Source organism: Cupriavidus neocaledonicus, from assembly GCF_000372525.1.
Classification (GTDB): Bacteria; Pseudomonadota; Gammaproteobacteria; order Burkholderiales; family Burkholderiaceae; genus Cupriavidus; species Cupriavidus neocaledonicus.
Window position 1 is genome coordinate 49101 of the sequence record NZ_AQUR01000083.1, and the last position, 19711, is coordinate 68811.

At 67.4% G+C, this 19711-nt stretch carries 17 protein-coding genes; 16 read left to right on the plus strand and 1 reads right to left on the minus strand.

Annotated features, from left to right (window positions below):
- Positions 1 to 7 precede the first annotated feature (7 nt).
- The 3 genes from A3AG_RS0108095 (at position 8) to A3AG_RS0108105 (ending at position 7413) form a co-directional block, all read left to right on the plus strand.
- Positions 8 to 727 carry a transposase gene (locus A3AG_RS0108095; protein WP_018004916.1) on the plus strand — a complete coding sequence of 240 codons (720 nt, stop codon included), beginning with the start codon at positions 8 to 10 and terminating at the stop codon, positions 725 to 727.
- A 293-nt stretch (positions 728 to 1020) separates the two neighbouring features.
- Positions 1021 to 5817 (plus strand): glutamate synthase-related protein, encoded by a 4797-nt coding sequence (locus A3AG_RS0108100; protein ID WP_035848183.1) that lies wholly within the window; start codon positions 1021 to 1023, stop codon positions 5815 to 5817.
- Positions 5818 to 5949: 132 nt separating this feature from the next.
- Positions 5950 to 7413 carry a glutamate synthase subunit beta gene (locus A3AG_RS0108105; RefSeq protein ID WP_018004918.1) on the plus strand — a complete coding sequence of 488 codons (1464 nt, stop codon included), beginning with the start codon at positions 5950 to 5952 and terminating at the stop codon, positions 7411 to 7413.
- A gap of 76 nt (positions 7414 to 7489) precedes the next feature.
- Here the strand turns inward: A3AG_RS0108105 and A3AG_RS0108110 are convergent, their stop codons facing one another.
- Entirely contained in the window at positions 7490 to 8041 is a 552-nt protein-coding gene (locus A3AG_RS0108110; protein ID WP_018004919.1) for a GNAT family N-acetyltransferase, read from the minus strand.
- Positions 8042 to 8262: 221 nt separating this feature from the next.
- On the opposite strand from A3AG_RS0108110, the gene A3AG_RS0108115 reads away from it, so the two are divergent.
- The 13 genes from A3AG_RS0108115 (at position 8263) to hisD (ending at position 19708) form a co-directional block, all read left to right on the plus strand.
- Entirely contained in the window at positions 8263 to 9354 is a 1092-nt protein-coding gene (locus A3AG_RS0108115; protein WP_018004920.1) for a Bug family tripartite tricarboxylate transporter substrate binding protein, read from the plus strand.
- 179 nt (positions 9355 to 9533) lie between these two features.
- On the plus strand, positions 9534 to 10352 hold the full coding sequence (locus tag A3AG_RS0108120) for an ABC transporter ATP-binding protein (RefSeq protein WP_018004921.1): 819 nt from the start codon (positions 9534 to 9536) through the stop codon (positions 10350 to 10352).
- Between the two features lie 8 nt (positions 10353 to 10360).
- On the plus strand, positions 10361 to 11140 hold the full coding sequence (gene mlaE / locus A3AG_RS0108125; protein WP_026164035.1) for a lipid asymmetry maintenance ABC transporter permease subunit MlaE: 780 nt from the start codon (positions 10361 to 10363) through the stop codon (positions 11138 to 11140).
- Between the two features lie 93 nt (positions 11141 to 11233).
- Positions 11234 to 11746 (plus strand): outer membrane lipid asymmetry maintenance protein MlaD, encoded by a 513-nt coding sequence (mlaD, locus tag A3AG_RS0108130; RefSeq protein WP_026164036.1) that lies wholly within the window; start codon positions 11234 to 11236, stop codon positions 11744 to 11746.
- Positions 11743 to 12699, plus strand: a complete 957-nt coding sequence (locus A3AG_RS0108135; protein ID WP_018004924.1) for an MlaA family lipoprotein — start codon at positions 11743 to 11745, stop codon at positions 12697 to 12699. The genes mlaD and A3AG_RS0108135 overlap by 4 nt, the downstream gene beginning before the upstream one ends.
- 201 nt (positions 12700 to 12900) lie before the next feature.
- A complete protein-coding gene (locus A3AG_RS0108140; RefSeq protein ID WP_018004925.1) occupies positions 12901 to 13530 on the plus strand; it encodes an MlaC/ttg2D family ABC transporter substrate-binding protein in 630 nt (209 codons plus the stop codon).
- 143 nt (positions 13531 to 13673) lie between these two features.
- Positions 13674 to 13982: an STAS domain-containing protein gene (locus A3AG_RS0108145; RefSeq protein WP_018004926.1), complete on the plus strand. Its 309-nt coding sequence runs from the start codon at positions 13674 to 13676 to the stop codon at positions 13980 to 13982.
- 259 nt (positions 13983 to 14241) lie between these two features.
- Positions 14242 to 15192, plus strand: coding sequence for an ABC transporter ATP-binding protein (locus A3AG_RS0108150; protein ID WP_018004927.1), 951 nt, complete (start codon positions 14242 to 14244; stop codon positions 15190 to 15192).
- Positions 15189 to 16010, plus strand: a complete 822-nt coding sequence (locus A3AG_RS0108155; RefSeq protein ID WP_018004928.1) for an ABC transporter permease — start codon at positions 15189 to 15191, stop codon at positions 16008 to 16010. The genes A3AG_RS0108150 and A3AG_RS0108155 overlap by 4 nt, the downstream gene beginning before the upstream one ends.
- A gap of 50 nt (positions 16011 to 16060) precedes the next feature.
- Positions 16061 to 16309 carry a BolA family protein gene (locus A3AG_RS0108160; RefSeq protein ID WP_018004929.1) on the plus strand — a complete coding sequence of 83 codons (249 nt, stop codon included), beginning with the start codon at positions 16061 to 16063 and terminating at the stop codon, positions 16307 to 16309.
- An 83-nt stretch (positions 16310 to 16392) separates the two neighbouring features.
- Complete coding sequence (gene murA / locus A3AG_RS0108165) at positions 16393 to 17643, plus strand: UDP-N-acetylglucosamine 1-carboxyvinyltransferase (protein ID WP_018004930.1); 1251 nt, start codon at positions 16393 to 16395, stop codon at positions 17641 to 17643.
- 20 nt (positions 17644 to 17663) lie between these two features.
- Positions 17664 to 18338: an ATP phosphoribosyltransferase gene (gene hisG, locus A3AG_RS0108170; RefSeq protein WP_018004931.1), complete on the plus strand. Its 675-nt coding sequence runs from the start codon at positions 17664 to 17666 to the stop codon at positions 18336 to 18338.
- 32 nt (positions 18339 to 18370) lie between these two features.
- Positions 18371 to 19708, plus strand: coding sequence for a histidinol dehydrogenase (gene hisD, locus A3AG_RS0108175; protein ID WP_018004932.1), 1338 nt, complete (start codon positions 18371 to 18373; stop codon positions 19706 to 19708).
- The last annotated feature ends 3 nt before the right edge of the window (positions 19709 to 19711 follow it).

The window sequence follows — 19711 nt, forward strand, 5'->3', positions numbered from 1 at the left end:
CACTGTCATGGCCCGCCTTCCCCGTTTTTCCCCCACCGGATTGCCCGCGCTGGTGTTGCAGCGCGGCAACAATCGCCAGGCCGTCTTCCTCGGTCCCGACGACTACCTGCATTACCTCGATTGCCTGCGCATGGCCGCGCGCGAACACGACCTCGCGGTCCACGCCTACGCGCTGCGACCCAATCATGTTCACCTGGTGGCAACGCCAAAAAGTGAGGACGCGCTTAGCCTGACCATGCAGGCGGTCGGGCGTCGCTATGCGCGCTACTTCAACCGCGCGGCGGGCCGCACCGGCACCTTGTGGGAAGGGCGTTTCCGCTCCGCCGTGTTCGACCCGGCCCAGTGGATGCTGCCGGCCATGCTCTACGTCGAGGGCAACGCGGTGCGCGCCGGGGAGCTCAACACGCCGGAGGCCGACCGCTGGAGCAGTTACCGCCATCACGCCGGCATCGAGGCCAGTCCTTTTGTCAGCGACCACGCCGCCTACTGGGAACTCGGCAATACCCCGTTCGAACGCCAGTCGAACTACCGCATGCTCAGCGCCGAAGGCCTGTCCGGCAAGACTTTGGACACCTTGCGCGCCCATGCGCATAGCGGCTGGCCGCTGGGTGACGAAGCGTTCCTGGCGCAGCTGGAGAGACACGGAACACGACGTGTTCAGCCATTGCCGAAGGGGCGCCCCAAAAAGGTGCGGAACACCACCGGAAATGCGGCGAAAGCATCATAAACTACATGTGTCCCCATTTAAATGATTCACCGAAACGGTGCGTTATTTAATGTGCTCCGACCCCATTTAATTTTTTTGCGAGCCGCAGGGGATTCCCATATAGTTGCTCCACCCACAGTCATTGTGCGGCGCGTCACGCTCGTGTACGCCGCTGCGGCCCGCTGACAGCTTCGTCCCCATTTCCCTTCCCGCCGGTCCACCGGAGTGGGTGGATTGAAAAGAAAGCGCGCGGTCTCCGTTCCGGTAGTCCAGCCGTTCGCGCAGCCTTCACCGGAATTCAGCCCGTGGACCAAATGAAGAACCTTTCGGCCCAAGCGCAGACCAGCGAGCAAATCAGCGAGTCTTCCTCCGCCCCCGACCTGCGTCCGCAGGCGCAAGGCATGTACGACCCCAGCAACGAGCATGACGCCTGCGGCGTCGGCATGGTCGCGCATATCAAGGGCAGGAAGTCGCACGAAATCATTTCCCAGGGCCTGAAGATCCTGGAGAACCTGGACCACCGCGGCGCGGTCGGCGCCGACCCGCTGATGGGCGACGGTGCCGGCATCCTGATCCAGATTCCGGATCAGTTCTATCGCGAAGAAATGGCGGCGCAGGGTGTGAGCCTGCCGCCGGCCGGCGAATACGGCGTCGGCATGATCTTCCTGCCGAAGGAACACGCCTCGCGCCTGGCCTGCGAGCAGGAGCTGGAGCGCACGGTGCGCCTGGAAGGCCAGGTCGTGCTGGGCTGGCGCGACGTGCCGGTCGACGCTGCCATGCCGATGTCCCCGACGGTGCGCAAGACCGAGCCGGTGATCCGCCAGATCTTCATCGGTCGCGGCCGCGACATCATGACCACGGACGCGCTGGAACGTAAGCTCTACGTCATCCGCAAGACCGCCAGCCACGCCATCCAGGCGCTCAAGCTCAAGCACGGCAAGGAATACTTCGTGCCGTCGATGTCGGCCCGTACCGTGGTGTACAAGGGCCTGCTGCTGGCCAACCAGGTCGGCGAGTACTACCTGGACCTGCAGGACCAGCGTGCCGTGTCGGCGCTGGCCCTGGTGCACCAGCGCTTCTCGACCAACACCTTCCCGGCCTGGGAACTGGCCCACCCGTACCGCATGGTCGCCCACAACGGCGAAATCAACACGGTCAAGGGCAACGTCAACTGGATCAACGCACGTACCGGCGCGATCTCTTCGCCGGTGCTGGGCGACGACCTGCCCAAGCTGTGGCCGCTGATCTATCCGGGCCAGTCCGATACGGCATCGTTCGACAACTGCCTCGAACTGCTGACGATGGCCGGCTACCCGCTCGTCCACGCGATGATGATGATGATCCCGGAAGCCTGGGAACAGCACACGCTGATGGACGACAACCGTCGCGCCTTCTACGAGTACCACGCCGCCATGATGGAGCCGTGGGACGGCCCGGCCGCGATCTGCTTCACCGATGGCCGCCAGATCGGCGCCACGCTGGACCGCAACGGCCTGCGCCCGGCACGTTTCTACGTGACCGAGGACGACGTCGTGGTGCTGGCCTCGGAAGCCGGCGTGCTGCCGTTCCCCGAGTCGCGCATCGTTGAAAAGTGGCGCCTGCAGCCGGGCAAGATGTTCCTGATCGACATGGAGCAGGGCCGCATCATCGACGACAAGGAACTGAAGGACAACCTGGCCAACGCCAAGCCGTACAAGAGCTGGATCGACGCCGTCCGCATCAAGCTGGACGAGATCGACGCCAAGCCGGAAGACGTCGCCGCCGAGAAGAAGCCCGTGGCCAAGCTGCTGGACCGCCAGCAGGCGTTCGGCTACACCCAGGAAGACGTCAAGTTCCTGATGGCGCCGATGGCGCTGGCCGGCGAAGAGGCCACCGGCTCGATGGGCAACGACTCGCCGCTGGCGATCCTGTCGTCCAAGAACAAGACGCTGTACCACTACTTCAAGCAGCTGTTCGCCCAGGTCACCAACCCGCCGATCGACCCGATCCGCGAGAACATGGTGATGTCGCTGGTGTCGTTCATCGGCCCTAAGCCGAACCTGCTCGAGCTGAACAATATCAACCCGCCGATGCGCCTCGAAGTGTCCCAGCCGGTGCTGGACTTCAAGGACATCGCCAAGATCCGCAACATCGAGCACTACACCGGGGGCAAGTTCCGTTCGTATGAACTGAACATCTGCTACCCGACCGCGTGGGGCAAGGAAGGCATCGAAGCGCGCCTGGCCTCGCTGTGCGCCGAGGCCGTGGATGCGGTGCGTTCGGGCTACAACATCCTGATCGTGACCGACCGCCCGGTCGATGCCGACCATGTCGCCATCCCCGCGCTGCTGGCCACCTCCGCGATCCACCACCACCTGGTGGAGAAGGGCCTGCGCACGTCGACCGGCCTGGTGGTCGAGACCGGCACCGCGCGTGAAGTCCACCACTTCGCGCTGCTGGCCGGCTACGGCGCCGAAGCCGTGCACCCGTACCTGGCGATGGAAACCCTGGCCGACATGGCCAGCGGCCTGTCGGGCGACCTGTCGCCCGAGAAGGCGGTCAAGAACTTCGTCAAGGCGATCGGCAAGGGCCTGTTCAAGGTGATGTCCAAGATGGGCATCTCCACCTACATGTCGTACACCGGCGCACAAATCTTCGAAGCCATCGGCCTGTCGCGCGAACTGGTGCAGAAGTACTTCCACGGCACGCCGTCGAACGTCGAGGGCATCGGCATCTTCGAAGTCGCCGAGGAAGCGCTGCGCCTGCACAAGGACGCCTTCGGCAACAGCCCGGTGCTGGAGAACATGCTCGACGCCGGCGGCGAGTACGCCTTCCGCATCCGTGGCGAAGAGCACATGTGGACCCCGGACTCGATTGCCAAGCTGCAGCACTCGGTGCGCGCCGACGACGGCAAGGGTGCCTATCAGACGTACAAGGAATACGCCAACATCATCAACGACCAGAGCAAGCGCCACATGACGCTGCGCGGCCTGTTCGAGTTCAAGGTCGATCCGGCCAAGGCGATTCCGCTGGAAGAGGTCGAGCCCGCCAAGGAGATCGTCAAGCGCTTCGCCACCGGCGCGATGTCGCTCGGCTCGATCTCGACCGAGGCCCACACCACGCTGGCGCTGGCGATGAACCGCATCGGCGGCAAGTCCAACACCGGCGAAGGCGGCGAGGACGAGAAGCGCTACCGCAACGAACTGCGCGGCATCCCCATCAAGCAGGGCGATACCCTCAAGGGCGTGCTCGGCGACGGCGTGATCGAGAAGGACCTGGAACTGCAGGCCGGCGACTCGCTGCGCTCGAAGATCAAGCAGGTGGCGTCGGGCCGTTTCGGCGTGACCGCCGAATACCTGGCCTCGGCCGACCAGATCCAGATCAAGATGGCGCAGGGCGCCAAGCCCGGCGAAGGCGGCCAGCTGCCGGGCCACAAGGTCTCGGACTACATCGGCAAGCTGCGTTACTCGGTGCCGGGCGTGGGCCTGATCTCGCCGCCGCCGCACCACGACATCTACTCGATCGAGGATCTGGCGCAGCTGATCCATGACCTGAAGAACGTCAACCCGTCGTCGGATATCTCGGTCAAGCTGGTGTCCGAAGTGGGCGTCGGCACGGTGGCCGCGGGCGTGTCCAAGGCCAAGGCCGACCACGTCGTGATCGCCGGCCATGACGGCGGCACCGGCGCCTCGCCGTGGTCGTCGATCAAGCACGCCGGCACGCCGTGGGAGCTGGGCCTGGCCGAGACGCAGCAGACGCTGCTGCTCAACGGCCTGCGCAACCGCATCCGCGTGCAGGCCGACGGCCAGATGAAGACCGGCCGCGACGTCGTCATCGGCGCGCTGCTGGGCGCCGACGAGTTCGGCTTCGCCACGGCGCCGCTGGTTGCCGAGGGCTGCATCATGATGCGCAAGTGCCACCTGAACACCTGCCCGGTGGGCGTGGCCACGCAGGATCCGCAGCTGCGCAAGAAGTTCCAGGGCAAGCCGGAGCACGTGGTCAACTTCTTCTTCTTCGTTGCCGAGGAAGCCCGCGAGATCATGGCCCAGCTGGGCATCCGCACCTTCGACGAGCTGATCGGCCGCGCCGACCTGCTCGACACCAGGGCCGGCATCGAGCACTGGAAGGCGCGCGGCCTGGACTTCAGCCGTATCTTCCACCAGGTGCAACTGGGCGCGGACGTGCCGCTGTACCACACCGACGTGCAGGACCACGGCCTGTCGGCCGAAGCCGGCAAGGCGCTGGACCACGTGCTGATCGCCAAGGCGCGTCCGGCGATCGAGAAGGGCGAGCGCGTCTCGTTCATCCAGCCGGTCAAGAACGTCAACCGCACCGTGGGCGCGATGCTGTCCGGCGTGGTGGCCAAGCAGTACGGCCACGAAGGCCTGCCCGACGACACCATCCACATCCAGCTGCAAGGCACCGCCGGCCAGTCGTTCGGCGCGTTCCTGGCACACGGCATCACGCTGGACCTGGTCGGCGACGGCAACGACTACGTCGGCAAGGGCCTGTCGGGCGGCCGCGTGATCGTGCGCGCTCCGCACGAGTTCCGCGGCGATCCGACCCGCAACATCATCGTCGGCAATACCGTGCTGTACGGTGCCATCGCCGGTGAAGCGTTCTTCAACGGCGTCGCCGGCGAGCGCTTCGCGGTACGCAACTCGGGCGCCGTGGCAGTGGTGGAAGGCACCGGCGACCATGGTTGCGAGTACATGACCGGCGGTACGGTAGTGGTGCTGGGCGGCACCGGCCGCAACTTCGCGGCCGGCATGTCGGGCGGCGTGGCCTACGTCTATGACGAGGACGGCCTGTTCGACAAGCGCTGCAACACCTCGATGGTGGCACTGGAAGCGGTGCTGGCCTCGGCCGACCAGGAGAAGGGCCAGCCCCAGTCTTCCTGGCACAAGGTCGACGGCAAGCGCGTGCTGGATGAAGTCATCCTGCGCAACCTGATCGAGCAGCACTTCCGCTACACCGGCTCCGAGCGCGCCAAGGCGCTGCTGGCCGACTGGACCACGGCACGCCGCAAGTTCGTCAAGGTCTTCCCGACCGAGTACAAGCGCGCGCTGGGCGAGATGTACGCCAAGGAACAGGCCGCCCGCGACAGCGACCGCGAAGCCATCGCGGCCTGAGCGCGGCAGGCGAGCGCAGCAAACCAACGTAGCGAAGGGCCGCGGCAAGCCGCCGCGGCCCCGACAAGATACTGACCCCACCGCGGGGCCGGCGACGCCGCCGGTCCCGCGCAGCATGACCAAGGACGCAACATGGGTAAGGCGACTGGCTTTCTCGAATTTCCGCGCCAGAATGAGGGCTACGAACCGGTAGTCAAGCGCGTGAAGCACTACAAGGAATTCGTGTTCGCGCTGTCCGACAGCGAAGCGAAGCTCCAGGGTGCGCGCTGCATGGACTGCGGCATCCCGTTCTGCAACAACGGCTGCCCGGTCAACAACATCATCCCCGACTTCAACGACCTGGTGTATCGCCAGGACTGGAAGTCGGCGATCGAGGTGCTGCACCAGACCAACAACTTCCCCGAGTTTACCGGCCGCATCTGTCCGGCACCGTGCGAGGCCGCCTGCACGCTGGGCATCAACGAGCTGCCCGTGGGCATCAAGTCGCTCGAGCACGCCATCATCGACAAGGCCTGGGAAGAGGGCTGGGTCAAGCCGCAGCTGCCGCGCCACAAGACCGGCAAGACCGTCGCCGTGGTCGGCTCCGGCCCCGCCGGCATGGCCGCCGCGCAGCAGCTGGCACGCGCCGGCCATGACGTGACCGTGTTCGAGAAGAACGACCGCATCGGCGGCCTGCTGCGCTACGGCATCCCCGACTTCAAGATGGAGAAGTCGCTGATCGACCGCCGCATGGAACAGATGCAGGCTGAAGGCGTGACCTTCCGCCCCGGCGTGATGGTGACCGACGGCGAACTGCCGGCCGGCATCAAGAACTATGCGCGCGAGACCATCTCGGCGCAGGCCCTGATGGAACAGTTCGACGCCGTGGTGCTGGCGGGCGGCTCGGAAGTGCCGCGCGACCTGCCGGTGCCGGGCCGCGACCTGGCCGGCATCCACTTCGCGCTGGAATTCCTGATTCCGCAGAACAAGGAAGTGGCCGGCGACGGCGCCAACGAGATCCGCGCCGAAGGCAAGAACGTGATCGTGATCGGCGGCGGCGATACCGGCTCCGACTGCGTCGGCACGTCCAATCGCCACGGTGCCACTTCGGTGACGCAGTTCGAGCTGCTGCCGCAGCCGCCGGAAGAAGAGAACAAGCCGCTGGTGTGGCCGTACTGGCCGATCAAGCTGCGCACCTCGTCGTCGCACGACGAAGGCTGCGAGCGCGACTGGTCGGTCGCCACCAAGGAATTCATCGGCGAGAACGGCAAGGTCACCGCGCTGAAGGCGTGCCGCGTCGAATGGAAGGACGGCCGCATGCAGGAAGTGGAAGGCAGCGAGTTCATCCTGCCGGCCGACCTGGTGCTGCTGGCGATGGGCTTCACCAACCCGGTGGGCTCGATGCTGGAAGCCTTCGGCGTCGACACCGACGCGCGCAAGAACGCCAAGGCCGCCACCGAAGGCGAGCGCGCCTACCACACCAACGTGCCCAAGGTGTTCGCCGCCGGCGACGTGCGGCGCGGCCAGTCGCTGGTGGTATGGGCGATCCGCGAAGGCCGCCAGGCCGCGCGCTCGGTCGATGCGTTCCTGATGGGGCATAGCGACTTGCCGCGCTGATCCGGCGCCATCGTCCCAACAAAAAGCCCGCCTGGCGCAAGCCGGCGGGCTTTTCTTGTCTGCGCGCCGGCGGCGTTCAGCCGGCCAGCGGCCGCGCCAGCGTTCGCTCCATCAGCACCGCGCTGGCGCCGTATGCCGCCAGTTTGCCGGCATGCCGCGCCGCCATTTGCGCCGGCACCGGGGCGTACCCGAGCCTGCGCCACCACGGCGCCGCCGATTGCACCGCGACCAGCCGCGAGCGCCGCAGACCGGCGGCGTGCGCCGCCGCCTGCGCCGCCGCGTACAGGCGCTGCGCCAGCCCGGCGCCGCGGCCGGCCGGGGCCACGGCCATGTCGTGCACGAACCAGGTCAGGCTGTCGGGGGCGGCATGCTGGCGCCAGCCATCGTCGAGCACACCGTCCAGCGGCGGCAGGCTGTGTTCGGGCCAGGCATGGGTGAACAGGTAGGCGGCAAGGGTGCCGCGCTGCGCCGGGTCTTCCGCGACCCAGCAGCTGGCCGGCGACAGCGCCAGCCGGCTGGCCAGCGCCGTCTCGCCTTCCAGCAGTCCCTCGGTATAGCAGCTGGCCTGCACCGCCAGCACGGACGGCAGGTCGGTCAAGACCATGGGCCGCACGGTGAATTTCGTCATCGGCGGATTATAGCTGCGCCCCCCTGCCGCGCCCCAGCACGGGCGCATTTGGCAAGGCGCAGCAAGGCCTTCAGGGTTCTCCCGGCTATGGTTTACGTGCCTGTGGCGGCCCGGGCATTGTCCTTACAATTTTCTAAAACAACTAACGGAAACTGCCTCGCCAATCCTTTTTCCCCAGAACCAGTTTGCCGCCTCCTCAGGAGACGGGCCGGAGGAAAACGATGTCCGAAGTGCGCAAATTGTCGCGACTTTGGCGAGGTAAAGCGAAACTCGCGCCGCGCCTGCCGGCGGCCGCTGCCGCCCGGCGCTGGCTTCCGCGCGTGCTGTGCCTGGTCGCCCTGGGAGGCGCCACGCTGGCGTTCGCCGTGCCAGCCAGGCCCGCGCATGCCGGCCCCCAGCCGCTTGCGCGCGGCATGTCGTTCCCGGACCGCCCGATGCGTCTGATCGTGCCGTTCCCGGCCGGCGGCGTTGCCGACGCCGTGGCGCGGCTGCTGGCCGAGCGCCTGTCGGCCAGGCTCGGCGTGCCGGTCGAGGTCGACAACCGTCCGGGCAGCGCCGGCACCATCGCCGGCGATGTCGTCGCCAAGGCCAGTTCCGACGGCCATACGCTGCTGTTCCACCAGGCCAACATGCTGATCCAGCCGGGGCTGGAGCCAGTGCCCTACGACGTCGTGCGCGATTTCACGCCGGTGGCGCGCGTCGCCACCACGCCGCTGTTCCTGGTGATCGACGCCCGGCTGCCGATGCGCACGCCCGAGCAATGGATGACCGCGGTCAGGTCGAGTCCCGGCTCCTACAGCTACGGCTACGGCCATCCCGGCAGCCCTTCGCACCTGTACGCCGAGTACGCGGTACGCGGCCTGCGCGGCGGCGTGCCGCTGGTCACCGGCAAGGGCGAGGCCGCGGTGGTGCAAGAGATGCTGGCCGGCCGGATCAGCGCCTGCTTTTGTTCGTTCGCGGCGGTCCAGAGCCAAGTCAAGAGCGGCGGGCTGCGGCTGGTCGGCGTGACCGGCGTGGCGCGTTCCCCGCTGGCACCGCTGGTGCCGACGCTGCAGGAGTCCGGGCAGGACGGCTACGCCGCGGCGGCCTGGTTTGGCGTGATGGCGCCGGCCAAGACGCCGCGCGCGATCGTGGCGCGGCTGGCGGGCGAGCTCGACGGGGTGATGTCCGAGCGCGAGGTGCGTTCGCGCCTGCAGGCCGCCGGGCTGACGCCGCTGCGCGACTCGCCGGAGGCGTTCGCCACCGCGATCCGCTCGGAATCGATCCAATGGCAGGTCATCCTGAAGGACGTGCCGAGCGCGCAGGAGCCCTGAGCAGCACTGGGCGGTGGCGGGCGGGAAGCCGGTTGCCGGCGGAAACCGGCTTGATTGCCGCGCGCCCAGGAGACTTCCGAGGCGCCACAGGCGCCCCTTCATGTGGCGCGGGACACACGGGTACCAGCAGGGCTAGGTAGTACACCTTATAATGCGCCCCTGTCCCGACCGGTGCCAACGTGACCGATTCTGCTCAAAACCTTGTCGAACTGACTGCGGTGGATTTCGCCTATGCGGACCACGGCAAGCCGATCCTGTCCGGCCTGACCATGCAATTCCCGCGTGGCAAGGTGATTGCGGTGATGGGCGGCTCGGGCTGCGGCAAGACCACGGTGCTGCGGCTGATCGGCGGCCAGGTGCGGCCTCAGGCGGGCACGGTGCGCTTTGCCGGCACCGACATCCACCAGCTCGACACCGCCGGCCTGTACGCGGTGCGCCGCCAGATGGGCATGCTGTTCCAGTTCGGCGCGCTGTTTACCGACCTGTCGGTGTTCGACAACGTCGCCTTCCCGCTGCGCGAGCATACCGACCTGCCCGAGTCGATGATCCGCGACCTCGTGCTGATGAAGCTCAACGCGGTCGGGCTGCGCGGTGCGCGCGAACTGATGCCGTCGCAGATCTCCGGCGGCATGGCGCGGCGCGTGGCGCTGGCGCGCGCGATCGCGCTGGATCCGGCGCTGCTGATGTATGACGAGCCCTTCGCCGGCCTGGATCCGATCTCGCTGGGGCTGACCGCGCGGCTGATCCGCAGCCTCAACGACGCGCTCGGCGCCACCACCATCATCGTCTCGCACGACGTGCACGAGACCTTCCAGATCGCCGACTACGTCTATTTCATTGCCGACGGACGCATCGCCGCAGAAGGCACGCCCGAGGCCCTGCGCGCGTCCACCGATCCGTTCGTGCACCAGTTTGTCCACGCCGAGGCCGACGGCCCGGTGCCGTTCCACTATGCCGGACCGTCGCTGGTCGAGGATTTCGTCGGAGGGGCGCGATGACCGGCTTCCTGACGGGCTTCTTCAGCGCCATCGGCGCGGCAGTGCGCCGCAGCATTTCCGGGCTGGGCCACGCCACGCGCATGTTCCTGGCCGTGCTGGCACTGTCGCCGGCGCTGCTGCGCCGGTTCCGGCTGGTGACCGACCAGGTCTTCTTTGTCGGCAACCTGTCGCTGGTGATCATCGCGGTGTCGGGCCTGTTCGTCGGCTTCGTGCTCGGGCTGCAGGGCTATTACACGCTCAACCGCTACGGCTCCGAGCAGGCGCTGGGGCTGCTGGTGGCGCTGTCGCTGGTGCGGGAACTGGGCCCGGTGGTGACCGCGCTGCTGTTCGCCGGCCGCGCCGGCACGTCGCTGACCGCCGAGATCGGGTTGATGAAGGCGGGCGAGCAGCTTACCGCCATGGAAATGATGGCGGTGAATCCGCTGCAGCGCGTGGTCGCGCCGCGCTTCTGGGCGGGCGTGATCGCCATGCCGGTGCTGGCCGCGATCTTCAGCGCGGTGGGCATCCTCGGCGGCTACGTGGTCGGGGTGCAACTGATCGGCGTCGACGCGGGTGCGTTCTGGTCGCAGATGCAGGGCGGCGTGGACGTGCGCGCCGACGTGCTCAACGGCGTGATCAAGAGCTTCATCTTTGGCATCGCGGTGACGTTCATTGCGCTGTACCAGGGGTTCGAGGCCAAGCCCACGCCGGAAGGCGTCTCGCGCGCCACCACCCGCACCGTGGTGATCGCGTCGCTGGCGGTGCTGGGGCTGGATTTCCTGCTCACCGCGCTGATGTTCAGCAACTGAGGCGGGCGGCGACAACCATGCGCGAAGTACGATGACAAGGCAGCGACAACAAGGCAGCGACACCACACTACGGGGTTGAAGAAAGAGATTCCAATGAGAAAGAACACACTCGATTTCTGGGTGGGGCTGTTTGTGGCGGCAGGGTTCGTCGCCTTGCTCTTCCTTGCCCTCAAGGCGGGAAACATGAGCGCCTTCAGCTTCCAGGACACCTATACCGTGCAGGCCCGCTTCGACAACATCGGCGGGCTCAAGCCGCGCGCGCCGGTCAAGAGCGCGGGCGTGGTGGTCGGCCGGGTCGCGGCGATCCGCTTCGACGACAAGACCTACCAGGCCACCGTCGAAATGAGCCTGGAGACGCGCTACCAGTTTCCGAAGGACACCTCGGCCAAGATCCTGACCTCGGGCCTGCTGGGCGAGCAGTACATCGGCCTGGAAGCCGGCGGCGACACCGCCATGCTGGCCAACGGCGCGCGCATCACCATGACGCAGTCCGCGGTGGTGCTCGAAAACCTGATCGGGCAGTTCCTGTACAACAAGGCCGCCGATGCCGGCGGCGGCTCGTCCTCCGGTGCCAGTGCGCCGGCCCCGGCTGGAGATCTCAAGTGAACGCCGCCCGTCCCATACGCAACCTGCTGGCCACGGCCGCCGCCGCCGCGGCGCTTGCCGGTTGCGCCACCGGCCCCACCGCCAACCCGAAAGACCCGCTGGAGCCGTTCAACCGCGAAGTCTCGAAGATCAACGAAGACTTCGACAAGGGCATCCTGCGCCCGGTGGCCGAGCTCTATGCCGACTACATGCCGACGCCGGTGCAGCGCGCGGTGGAGAATTTCTTCTCCAATGTCAGCGACGTCTATTCGGCGGTGAACAACCTGCTGCAGGGCAAGCCGACGCGCGCGGCCGAAGACACCATGCGCGTGGCGATGAACACCGTGCTGGGCATCGGCGGCCTGATCGACATCGCGACCCCCGCGGGCCTGCCCAAGTACAAGGAAGACTTCGGCCAGACGCTGGGTGTGTGGGGCGTGCCGGCCGGCCCGTACCTGGTGCTGCCGCTGTTCGGGCCGAGCACCTTCCGCGACACCGCCGGCATGCTGGTCGACCGCCAGGCCGATCCGTCCGCGTACTTCTACCCGGTTTCGCTGCGCAATTCGCTGGTCGGCGTGCGCATCGTCGCCGGCCGCGCCCAGCTGCTCGGGGCCAGCAACCTGCTGGAACAGGCGGCACTGGACAAGTACACGTTCCTGCGTGACTCCTACATGCAGCGGCGCCAGTACCTGATCTACGACGGCAATCCGCCGGGCAGAGACGACGAAGCCGAGGCCGAAGGCGCGGCGCCGACGCCCGCCACGGACGCCAGTGCCGCACCGGCAGCGGCACCGGCTCCGGCTCCGGCTCCGGCTCCGGCTCCGGCTCCGGCTCCGGCTCCGGCGGCGGATGGCGCTTCGGCCCCGGCCGCGGAGCCGCCCAAGCCCGGCGCCGCGGGCGAAACCCAGCCGGAAGGCCAGAGCATGCCGGTGCCGCCGGTGCTGCCTGGCGTGCCGGGTGTGCGCTTCCGCTGAGGCGGCGCAGGCGTCACTGGCGCTGTGAATGCGCTGTGACCGCTGAAACAAATTGTTTGCAGGTGGCGTGTGGTGCGCTTTCGATGGCAACGCACGCGATGCCGCTATGTTCCAATCTCCAGGAAACCCGTGGCCTCCGAGGCGCGTATCGAGGTGCTGGTGCACGGGTCACGACCTCTTTGATAAAGAAGGAAATCTCACATGCTCAAGCGACTGTTGCTCCCCCTCCTGACGGCGGTTGCCTTCGCGGGGACCGCGCAGGCCCAGGTTTCGGCTCAGGACGCGGCCACCCCGGACGGGCTGGTCAAGGCCGTGGTCAATGACGTGATGTCGACCGTGAAGGCCGACAAGGACATGCAGGCCGGCAATATCGGCAAGATCACGGCGCTGGTCGAACAGAAGATCATTCCCAACGCCAACTTCCAGAAGACCACGCAGATCGCCATGGGCCGCAACTGGTCCAAGGCCACGCCCGAGCAGCAGAAGCAGATCACCGAGGAGTTCAAGACCCTGCTGATCCGCACCTACGCCGGCGCAATCGCGCAGATCCGCGACCAGACCGTGCAATACCGTCCGTACCGCGGCACCACCGACGATACCGACGCCACCATCCGTACCCAGGTGATCAACAAGGGCGAGCCGATCCAGATGGACTACCGCCTGGAAAAGACCGCCCAGGGCTGGAAGGTCTATGACATCAACGTGCTGGGAGCATGGCTGACGGAGGCCTACAAGGGCAGCTTCAACACCATCGTCGGCCAGCAGGGCGTCGAGGGCGTGATCAAGACGCTGCAGGACCGCAACCGCCAGCTCGCCAACGCCAAGAGCTGACCGGCACCCGGTTGCGTCGTTGCGATGCAGCACGGCGCGCCGAAGTGCACTACAATGGCCGTTCGCACACCGGCTCCCGCCTCGCGCGGGAGTCGTCATTTCAGATCCCCAGTTCTTCTTTTCGCATCCAGGCCACTGACGCCATGCTTTCGCCGGGTAACTCGCTGACCAACCAGAACGCCGCCGCGGTGCTGCGCGACGGGCTGGCGCGCGTGGCGCAGGGCGAGGTCGAGGTGGACTGCACCGGCCTGGCGCAGGTGGATTCTTCTGCCGTTGCCGTGCTGCTGGCATGGCACCGGGCCGCCGTGGCGCGCGGCCAGGCACTGGTGCTGCGCGGCGTGCCGGCGCAGCTGGCGCAACTGGCCAGCCTGTACGGCGTCGACGGCCTGCTTGGTCTGGCGCGCGCAGCGGCACCCGCCCCCATCTCGCCCGCACACCATCACCGACATTGATCCGGCATCGCCGGTCGCCAGCATGGCGGCCGCACGCGATGCCGCGGCGACCGCTGGCGCGGTCGCCGAGCCGCCGGGGCGAAACCGGCGGGGATCAAGCGGGACCGACCCCGCATCCCCTATAATTCCGGGTTGTTCGCCCACCCCCCGCCCGTTGCCGGCCCAATCCATGCCGGACCGGGATATCCGGGCACGCTTTGCTCCCCATATCCTGGCGGCCGGCCCCCGAAAGAGCCGGACCCGCCACAAACAATCGGCCATGAAAGCCATTGAAATCCACGACGTTCGCAAGCGCTACCGCAACCTGCAGGCGCTCAAGGGCGTCAGCTTCACCGTCGAACGCGGCGAATTCTTCGGCTTGCTCGGGCCCAACGGCGCCGGCAAGACCACGCTGATCTCGATCCTCGCCGGCCTGAACCGGGCCGATTCCGGCCGCGTCAGTGTGCTGGGGCACGATGTCGTCGCCGATTACCGCATGGCGCGGCGTATGCTGGGCGTGGTGCCGCAGGAGCTGGTGTTCGATCCGTTCTTCACGGTGCGCGAGACGCTGCGGCTGCAGTCCGGCTATTTCGGCCTGACCCGCAACGACGACTGGATCGACGAAATCATGGCCAACCTGGACCTGACCGGGAAAGCCGATGCCAATATGCGCCAGCTGTCCGGCGGCATGAAGCGGCGCGTGCTGGTGGCGCAGGCGCTGGTGCACCGCCCGCCGGTGATCGTGCTCGACGAGCCCACCGCCGGCGTCGACGTCGAGTTGCGGCAAACGCTGTGGAAGTTCATCTCGCGCCTGAACCGCGAAGGGCACACCATCATCCTGACCACGCATTACCTCGAAGAGGCCGAGGCGCTGTGCGACCGCATCGCCATGCTCAAGTTCGGCGAAGTGGTGGCGCTGGACCGCACCAGCAACCTGCTGACGCAGTTTGCCGGGCTGCAGCTGGTGCTGACCTTCGCGCGCGGCGGCTTGCCGGCCGCGCTGGAGCCGCTGCGCATGCCGGCCAACCCCGGCGAGCGCGCGGTGCGGCTGCGGCTGTCGGGCTACCAGGCGGTGGAACCGATCCTGGCCGCCTGCCGCGAAGCGGGCTGTGACATCGAAGACATGGAAATCAACAAGGCCGACCTCGAGGACGTATTCGTGCAGATCATGCGCCGCGAGGGGCATATGCCCGGGGCGCTGCCCCACGCGACGATGGAGGCCGCGGCATGAAGCAGCCCGGCGACATCGAAATCCTGGACGACACCCGCCTCGGGCCGATGGCCGTCGGCGGCCTGGTTGGCTTCCGCACGCTGCTGTACAAGGAAGTGCTGCGCTTCTGGAAGGTAAGCTTCCAGACCGTGGCCGCGCCGGTGCTGACCGCGGTGCTGTACCTGCTGATCTTCGGCCATGTGCTGGAAGACCGGGTCAAGGTCTATGACCAGATCAGCTACACCGCCTTCCTGGTGCCCGGGCTGGTGATGATGAGCGTGTTGCAGAACGCCTTCGCCAACAGTTCCTCGTCGCTGATCCAGTCGAAGATCACCGGCAACCTGGTGTTCGTGCTGCTGCCGCCGCTGTCGCACTGGGAGATGTTCGGCGCCTACGTGGTGGCCTCGGTGATCCGCGGGCTGACCGTCGGCCTGGGCGTGCTGCTGGTGACGGCGTGGTTCGCCAACCTGCATTTCGCCAGCGTCGGCTGGATCCTGGTATTCGCGCTGCTGGGCGCGGGCATCCTCGGCACGCTCGGCGTGATCGCCGGCATCTGGGCCGAGAAGTTCGACCAGCTGGCCGCGTTCCAGAACTTCCTGATCATGCCGGCGACCTTCCTGTCCGGCGTGTTCTATTCGATCCATTCGCTGCCGGCCTTCTGGCAGGCGGTGTCCCATGCCAATCCGTTCTTCTACATGATCGACGGCTTCCGCTATGGCTTCTTCGGCGTCTCGGACGTGTCGCCGCTGTTCAGCCTGGCGGTGGTCGGATCGGCGTTCGTGGTGCTGGCCGCGCTGGCGCTGCGACTGTTGAAGTCCGGATACAAGCTGCGCCACTGAGCGGCGGCCGGCCCTGTTGAATCAAGCTGAATCACGCTGAAGAGAACCCCATGCTGCCTACACCGGAACAAGTCAGGGACTACATTGCCCAAGGACTGCCCTGCGAACATCTGCAAGTCGAGGGCGATGGCCAGCATTTCTTTGCCACCATCGTCAGCAACGAATTCGAAGGCAAGCGGCTGATCCAGCGCCACCAGCGTGTCTACGCGGCGCTGGGCGACCGCATGCGCGCCGAGATCCATGCGCTGTCGATGAAGACCCTGACCCCCGCGGAGTGGCAGGCGGACGCGGGCAAGTAGAGCACCAACAACGCACCATGCGCCGCGCCCGCGCGGCTCCAGAACAATGATGCCGGGCGCGTGCCCGGCCCAGACCATAGAACATGGACAAATTCCAGATTCACGGCAACGGCCCGCTCAAGGGTGAAATCCGCGTCTCGGGCGCCAAGAACGCCGCCCTGCCGATCCTGTGCGCGGGCCTGCTGACGGCCGACACCGTCGCGCTGGACAACGTGCCCAACCTGCAGGACGTGCGCACCACGCTCAAGCTGCTGCGCCTGATGGGGATGCAGGCAGAGTTCGACGGCGCGCGCGTGACCCTGAACGGCGCCGACGTCAATGTGCTCGAGGCCCCGTACGAGCTGGTCAAGACCATGCGCGCCTCGATCCTGGTGCTGGGCCCGCTGGTGGCGCGCTTCGGCGAGGCCCGGGTGTCGCTGCCGGGCGGCTGCGGCATCGGCGCGCGCCCGGTCGACCAGCACATCAAGGGCCTGCAGGCGATGGGCGCCGAGATCACCATCGAGCACGGCTTTATCCATGCCCGCGCCAGGCGCCTGAAGGGCGCGCGCGTGGTCACCGACATGATCACCGTGACCGGCACCGAGAACCTGCTGATGGCGGCGACGCTGGCCGAAGGCGAGACCGTGCTGGAAAACGCCGCGCGCGAGCCCGAGGTGACCGACCTGGCCCAGCTGCTGGTCAAGATGGGCGCGAAGATCGACGGCATTGGCACCGACCGCCTGGTGGTGCACGGCGTCGAGCGCCTGCATGGCGCCAGCCACAGCGTGATCGCCGACCGCATCGAGGCCGGCACCTTCCTGTGCGCGGCCGCCGCGACGCTGGGCGACCTGGTGCTGCGCGGCGTGCAGCCCGAGATCCTCGACACCGTGCTCGACAAGCTGCGCGAAGCCGGCGCCAGCATCGAGACCGGCGCCGACTGGATCCGCCTGGCAATGCCGCACCGCGCCCGCGCGGTGAGCTTCCGCACTTCCGAATACCCGGCCTTCCCGACCGACATGCAGGCCCAGTTCATGGCCCTCAACGCGGTCGCCGAAGGCACCGCGCGCGTGACCGAGACCATTTTCGAAAACCGCTTCATGCACGTGCAGGAACTGAACCGCCTCGGCGCCGACATCACCGTCGAAGGCAACACCGCGGTGGTCAACGGCGTGCCGCGCCTGTCGGGCGCCAACGTGATGGCGACCGACCTGCGTGCGTCGGCGAGCCTGGTGATCGCCGGCCTGGTGGCCGACGGCGAAACCGTGATCGACCGCATCTATCACCTGGACCGCGGCTACGACCGCATGGAAGACAAGCTGTCGGCAGTGGGCGCGAAGATCCGCCGCATTGCCTGAGCACCAAGGACCGAAGCCCGATGAGCCCCGCTTTCAACGCATCGCCCAACCAGCTGACGCTGGCGCTGTCCAAGGGCCGCATCTTCACCGAGACGCTGCCGCTGCTGGAAGCGGCCGGGATCCGCGTCACCGAGGATCCCGAGACCTCGCGCAAGCTGATCCTGCCGACTTCCGATCCGGCGGTGCGCGTGGTGATCGTGCGCGCCTCGGACGTGCCGACCTACGTGCAGTACGGCGCGGCCGATTTCGGCGTGGCCGGCAAGGACGTGCTGATGGAAAGCGGCATGGCCGGGCTGTACGCGCCGATCGACCTCAACATCGCGCGCTGCCGCCTGTCGGTGGCGGTGCCGGCCGGCTTTGACTACGCCACTGCCGTGCGCCAGGGCGCGCGCCTGGCCGTGGCCACCAAGTACGTGCAGACCGCGCGCGAGCATTTTGCGAAAAAGGGCGTTCACGTCGACCTGATCAAGCTGTACGGTTCGATGGAGCTGGGCCCGCTGGTGGGCCTGTCCGACGCCATCGTCGACCTGGTCAGCACCGGCAGCACGCTGCGCGCCAACAATCTGGTGGAAGTGGAAGAGATCGTGCAGATCTCGTCGCGGCTGGTGGTGAACCAGGCCGCGCTCAAACTCAAGCGCGAGCGGCTGGCACCGATCCTCGACGCCTTCGAACGCGCTTCAGCGGCGCTGGCCTGAGGCCGGGTCGCCGCCTGACAGGAACAGAAGTCATGAACCCAACCGATATGGAAAGCCTGCCGATCCGCCGGCTCGATTCCAGCGAGCCGGGCTTTGCCGAGGCACTGCGCCAGGTGCTGGCCTTCGAGGCCGGCGAGGACGAGGCCATCGATCGCGCCGCCGCGCAGATCCTGGCCGACGTGAAAGCGCGCGGCGATGCCGCGGTGCTCGAGTACACCCGTCGCTTCGACCGCGTCGAGGCGGCGTCGATGGGCGCGCTCGAGGTATCGCAGCAGCAGCTCGAAGCCGCGCTCGAAGATCTCGAGCCTAAGCGCCGCGCGGCGCTGGAGGCGGCGGCCGCGCGCGTGCGCGCCTATCACGAGAAGCAGAAGATCGAATGCGGCAGCCACAGCTGGGAATACACCGAGGCCGACGGCACCATGCTGGGCCAGAAGGTGACGCCGCTGGACCGCGTCGGCATCTACGTGCCGGGCGGCAAGGCCGCCTACCCGTCGTCGGTGCTGATGAACGCGATCCCGGCGCGCGTGGCGGGCGTCAAGGAAATCATCATGGTCGTGCCCACGCCCGGCGGCGTGCGTAACGAACTGGTGCTGGCCGCGGCGCAGATCGCCGGCGTCGACCGCGTGTTCACCATCGGCGGCGCGCAGGCGGTCGGCGCGCTCGCCTACGGCACCGCGACGCTGCCGCAGGTCGACAAGATCGTCGGCCCGGGCAACGCCTACGTCGCGGCGGCCAAGCGGCGCGTGTTCGGCACCGTCGGCATCGACATGATCGCCGGCCCGTCCGAGATCCTGGTGATCTGCGACGGCACCACCGATCCCGACTGGGTGGCGATGGACCTGTTCTCGCAGGCCGAGCACGACGAACTGGCGCAGTCGATCCTGCTGTGCCCGGACGCGGACTACATCGCCCGCGTCGAAGCCAGCCTCCAGCGCCAGCTTGGCACCATGCCGCGCCGCGACGTGATCGCCGCCTCCATCTCCGGCCGGGGCGCGCTGGTCAAGGTGCGCGACATGGAAGAGGCTTGCGAGATCGCCAACGCGATCGCGCCGGAACACCTCGAGATCTCGGCCGAGAACCCGCGCCAGTGGAGCGAGAAGATCCGCCACGCCGGCGCCATCTTCCTGGGCCGCTATACCAGCGAGTCGCTGGGCGATTACTGCGCCGGCCCCAACCACGTGCTGCCGACCTCGCGCACCGCGCGCTTCTCGTCGCCGCTGGGCGTCTATGACTTCCAGAAACGCTCGAGCCTGATCGAGGTGAGCGAGGGCGGCGCGCAGATGCTGGGCCAGATCGCTGCCGAACTGGCCTATGGCGAAGGCCTGCAGGCCCACGCCCGCAGCGCGGAATACCGTTTCAAGCGTAGCTGAACC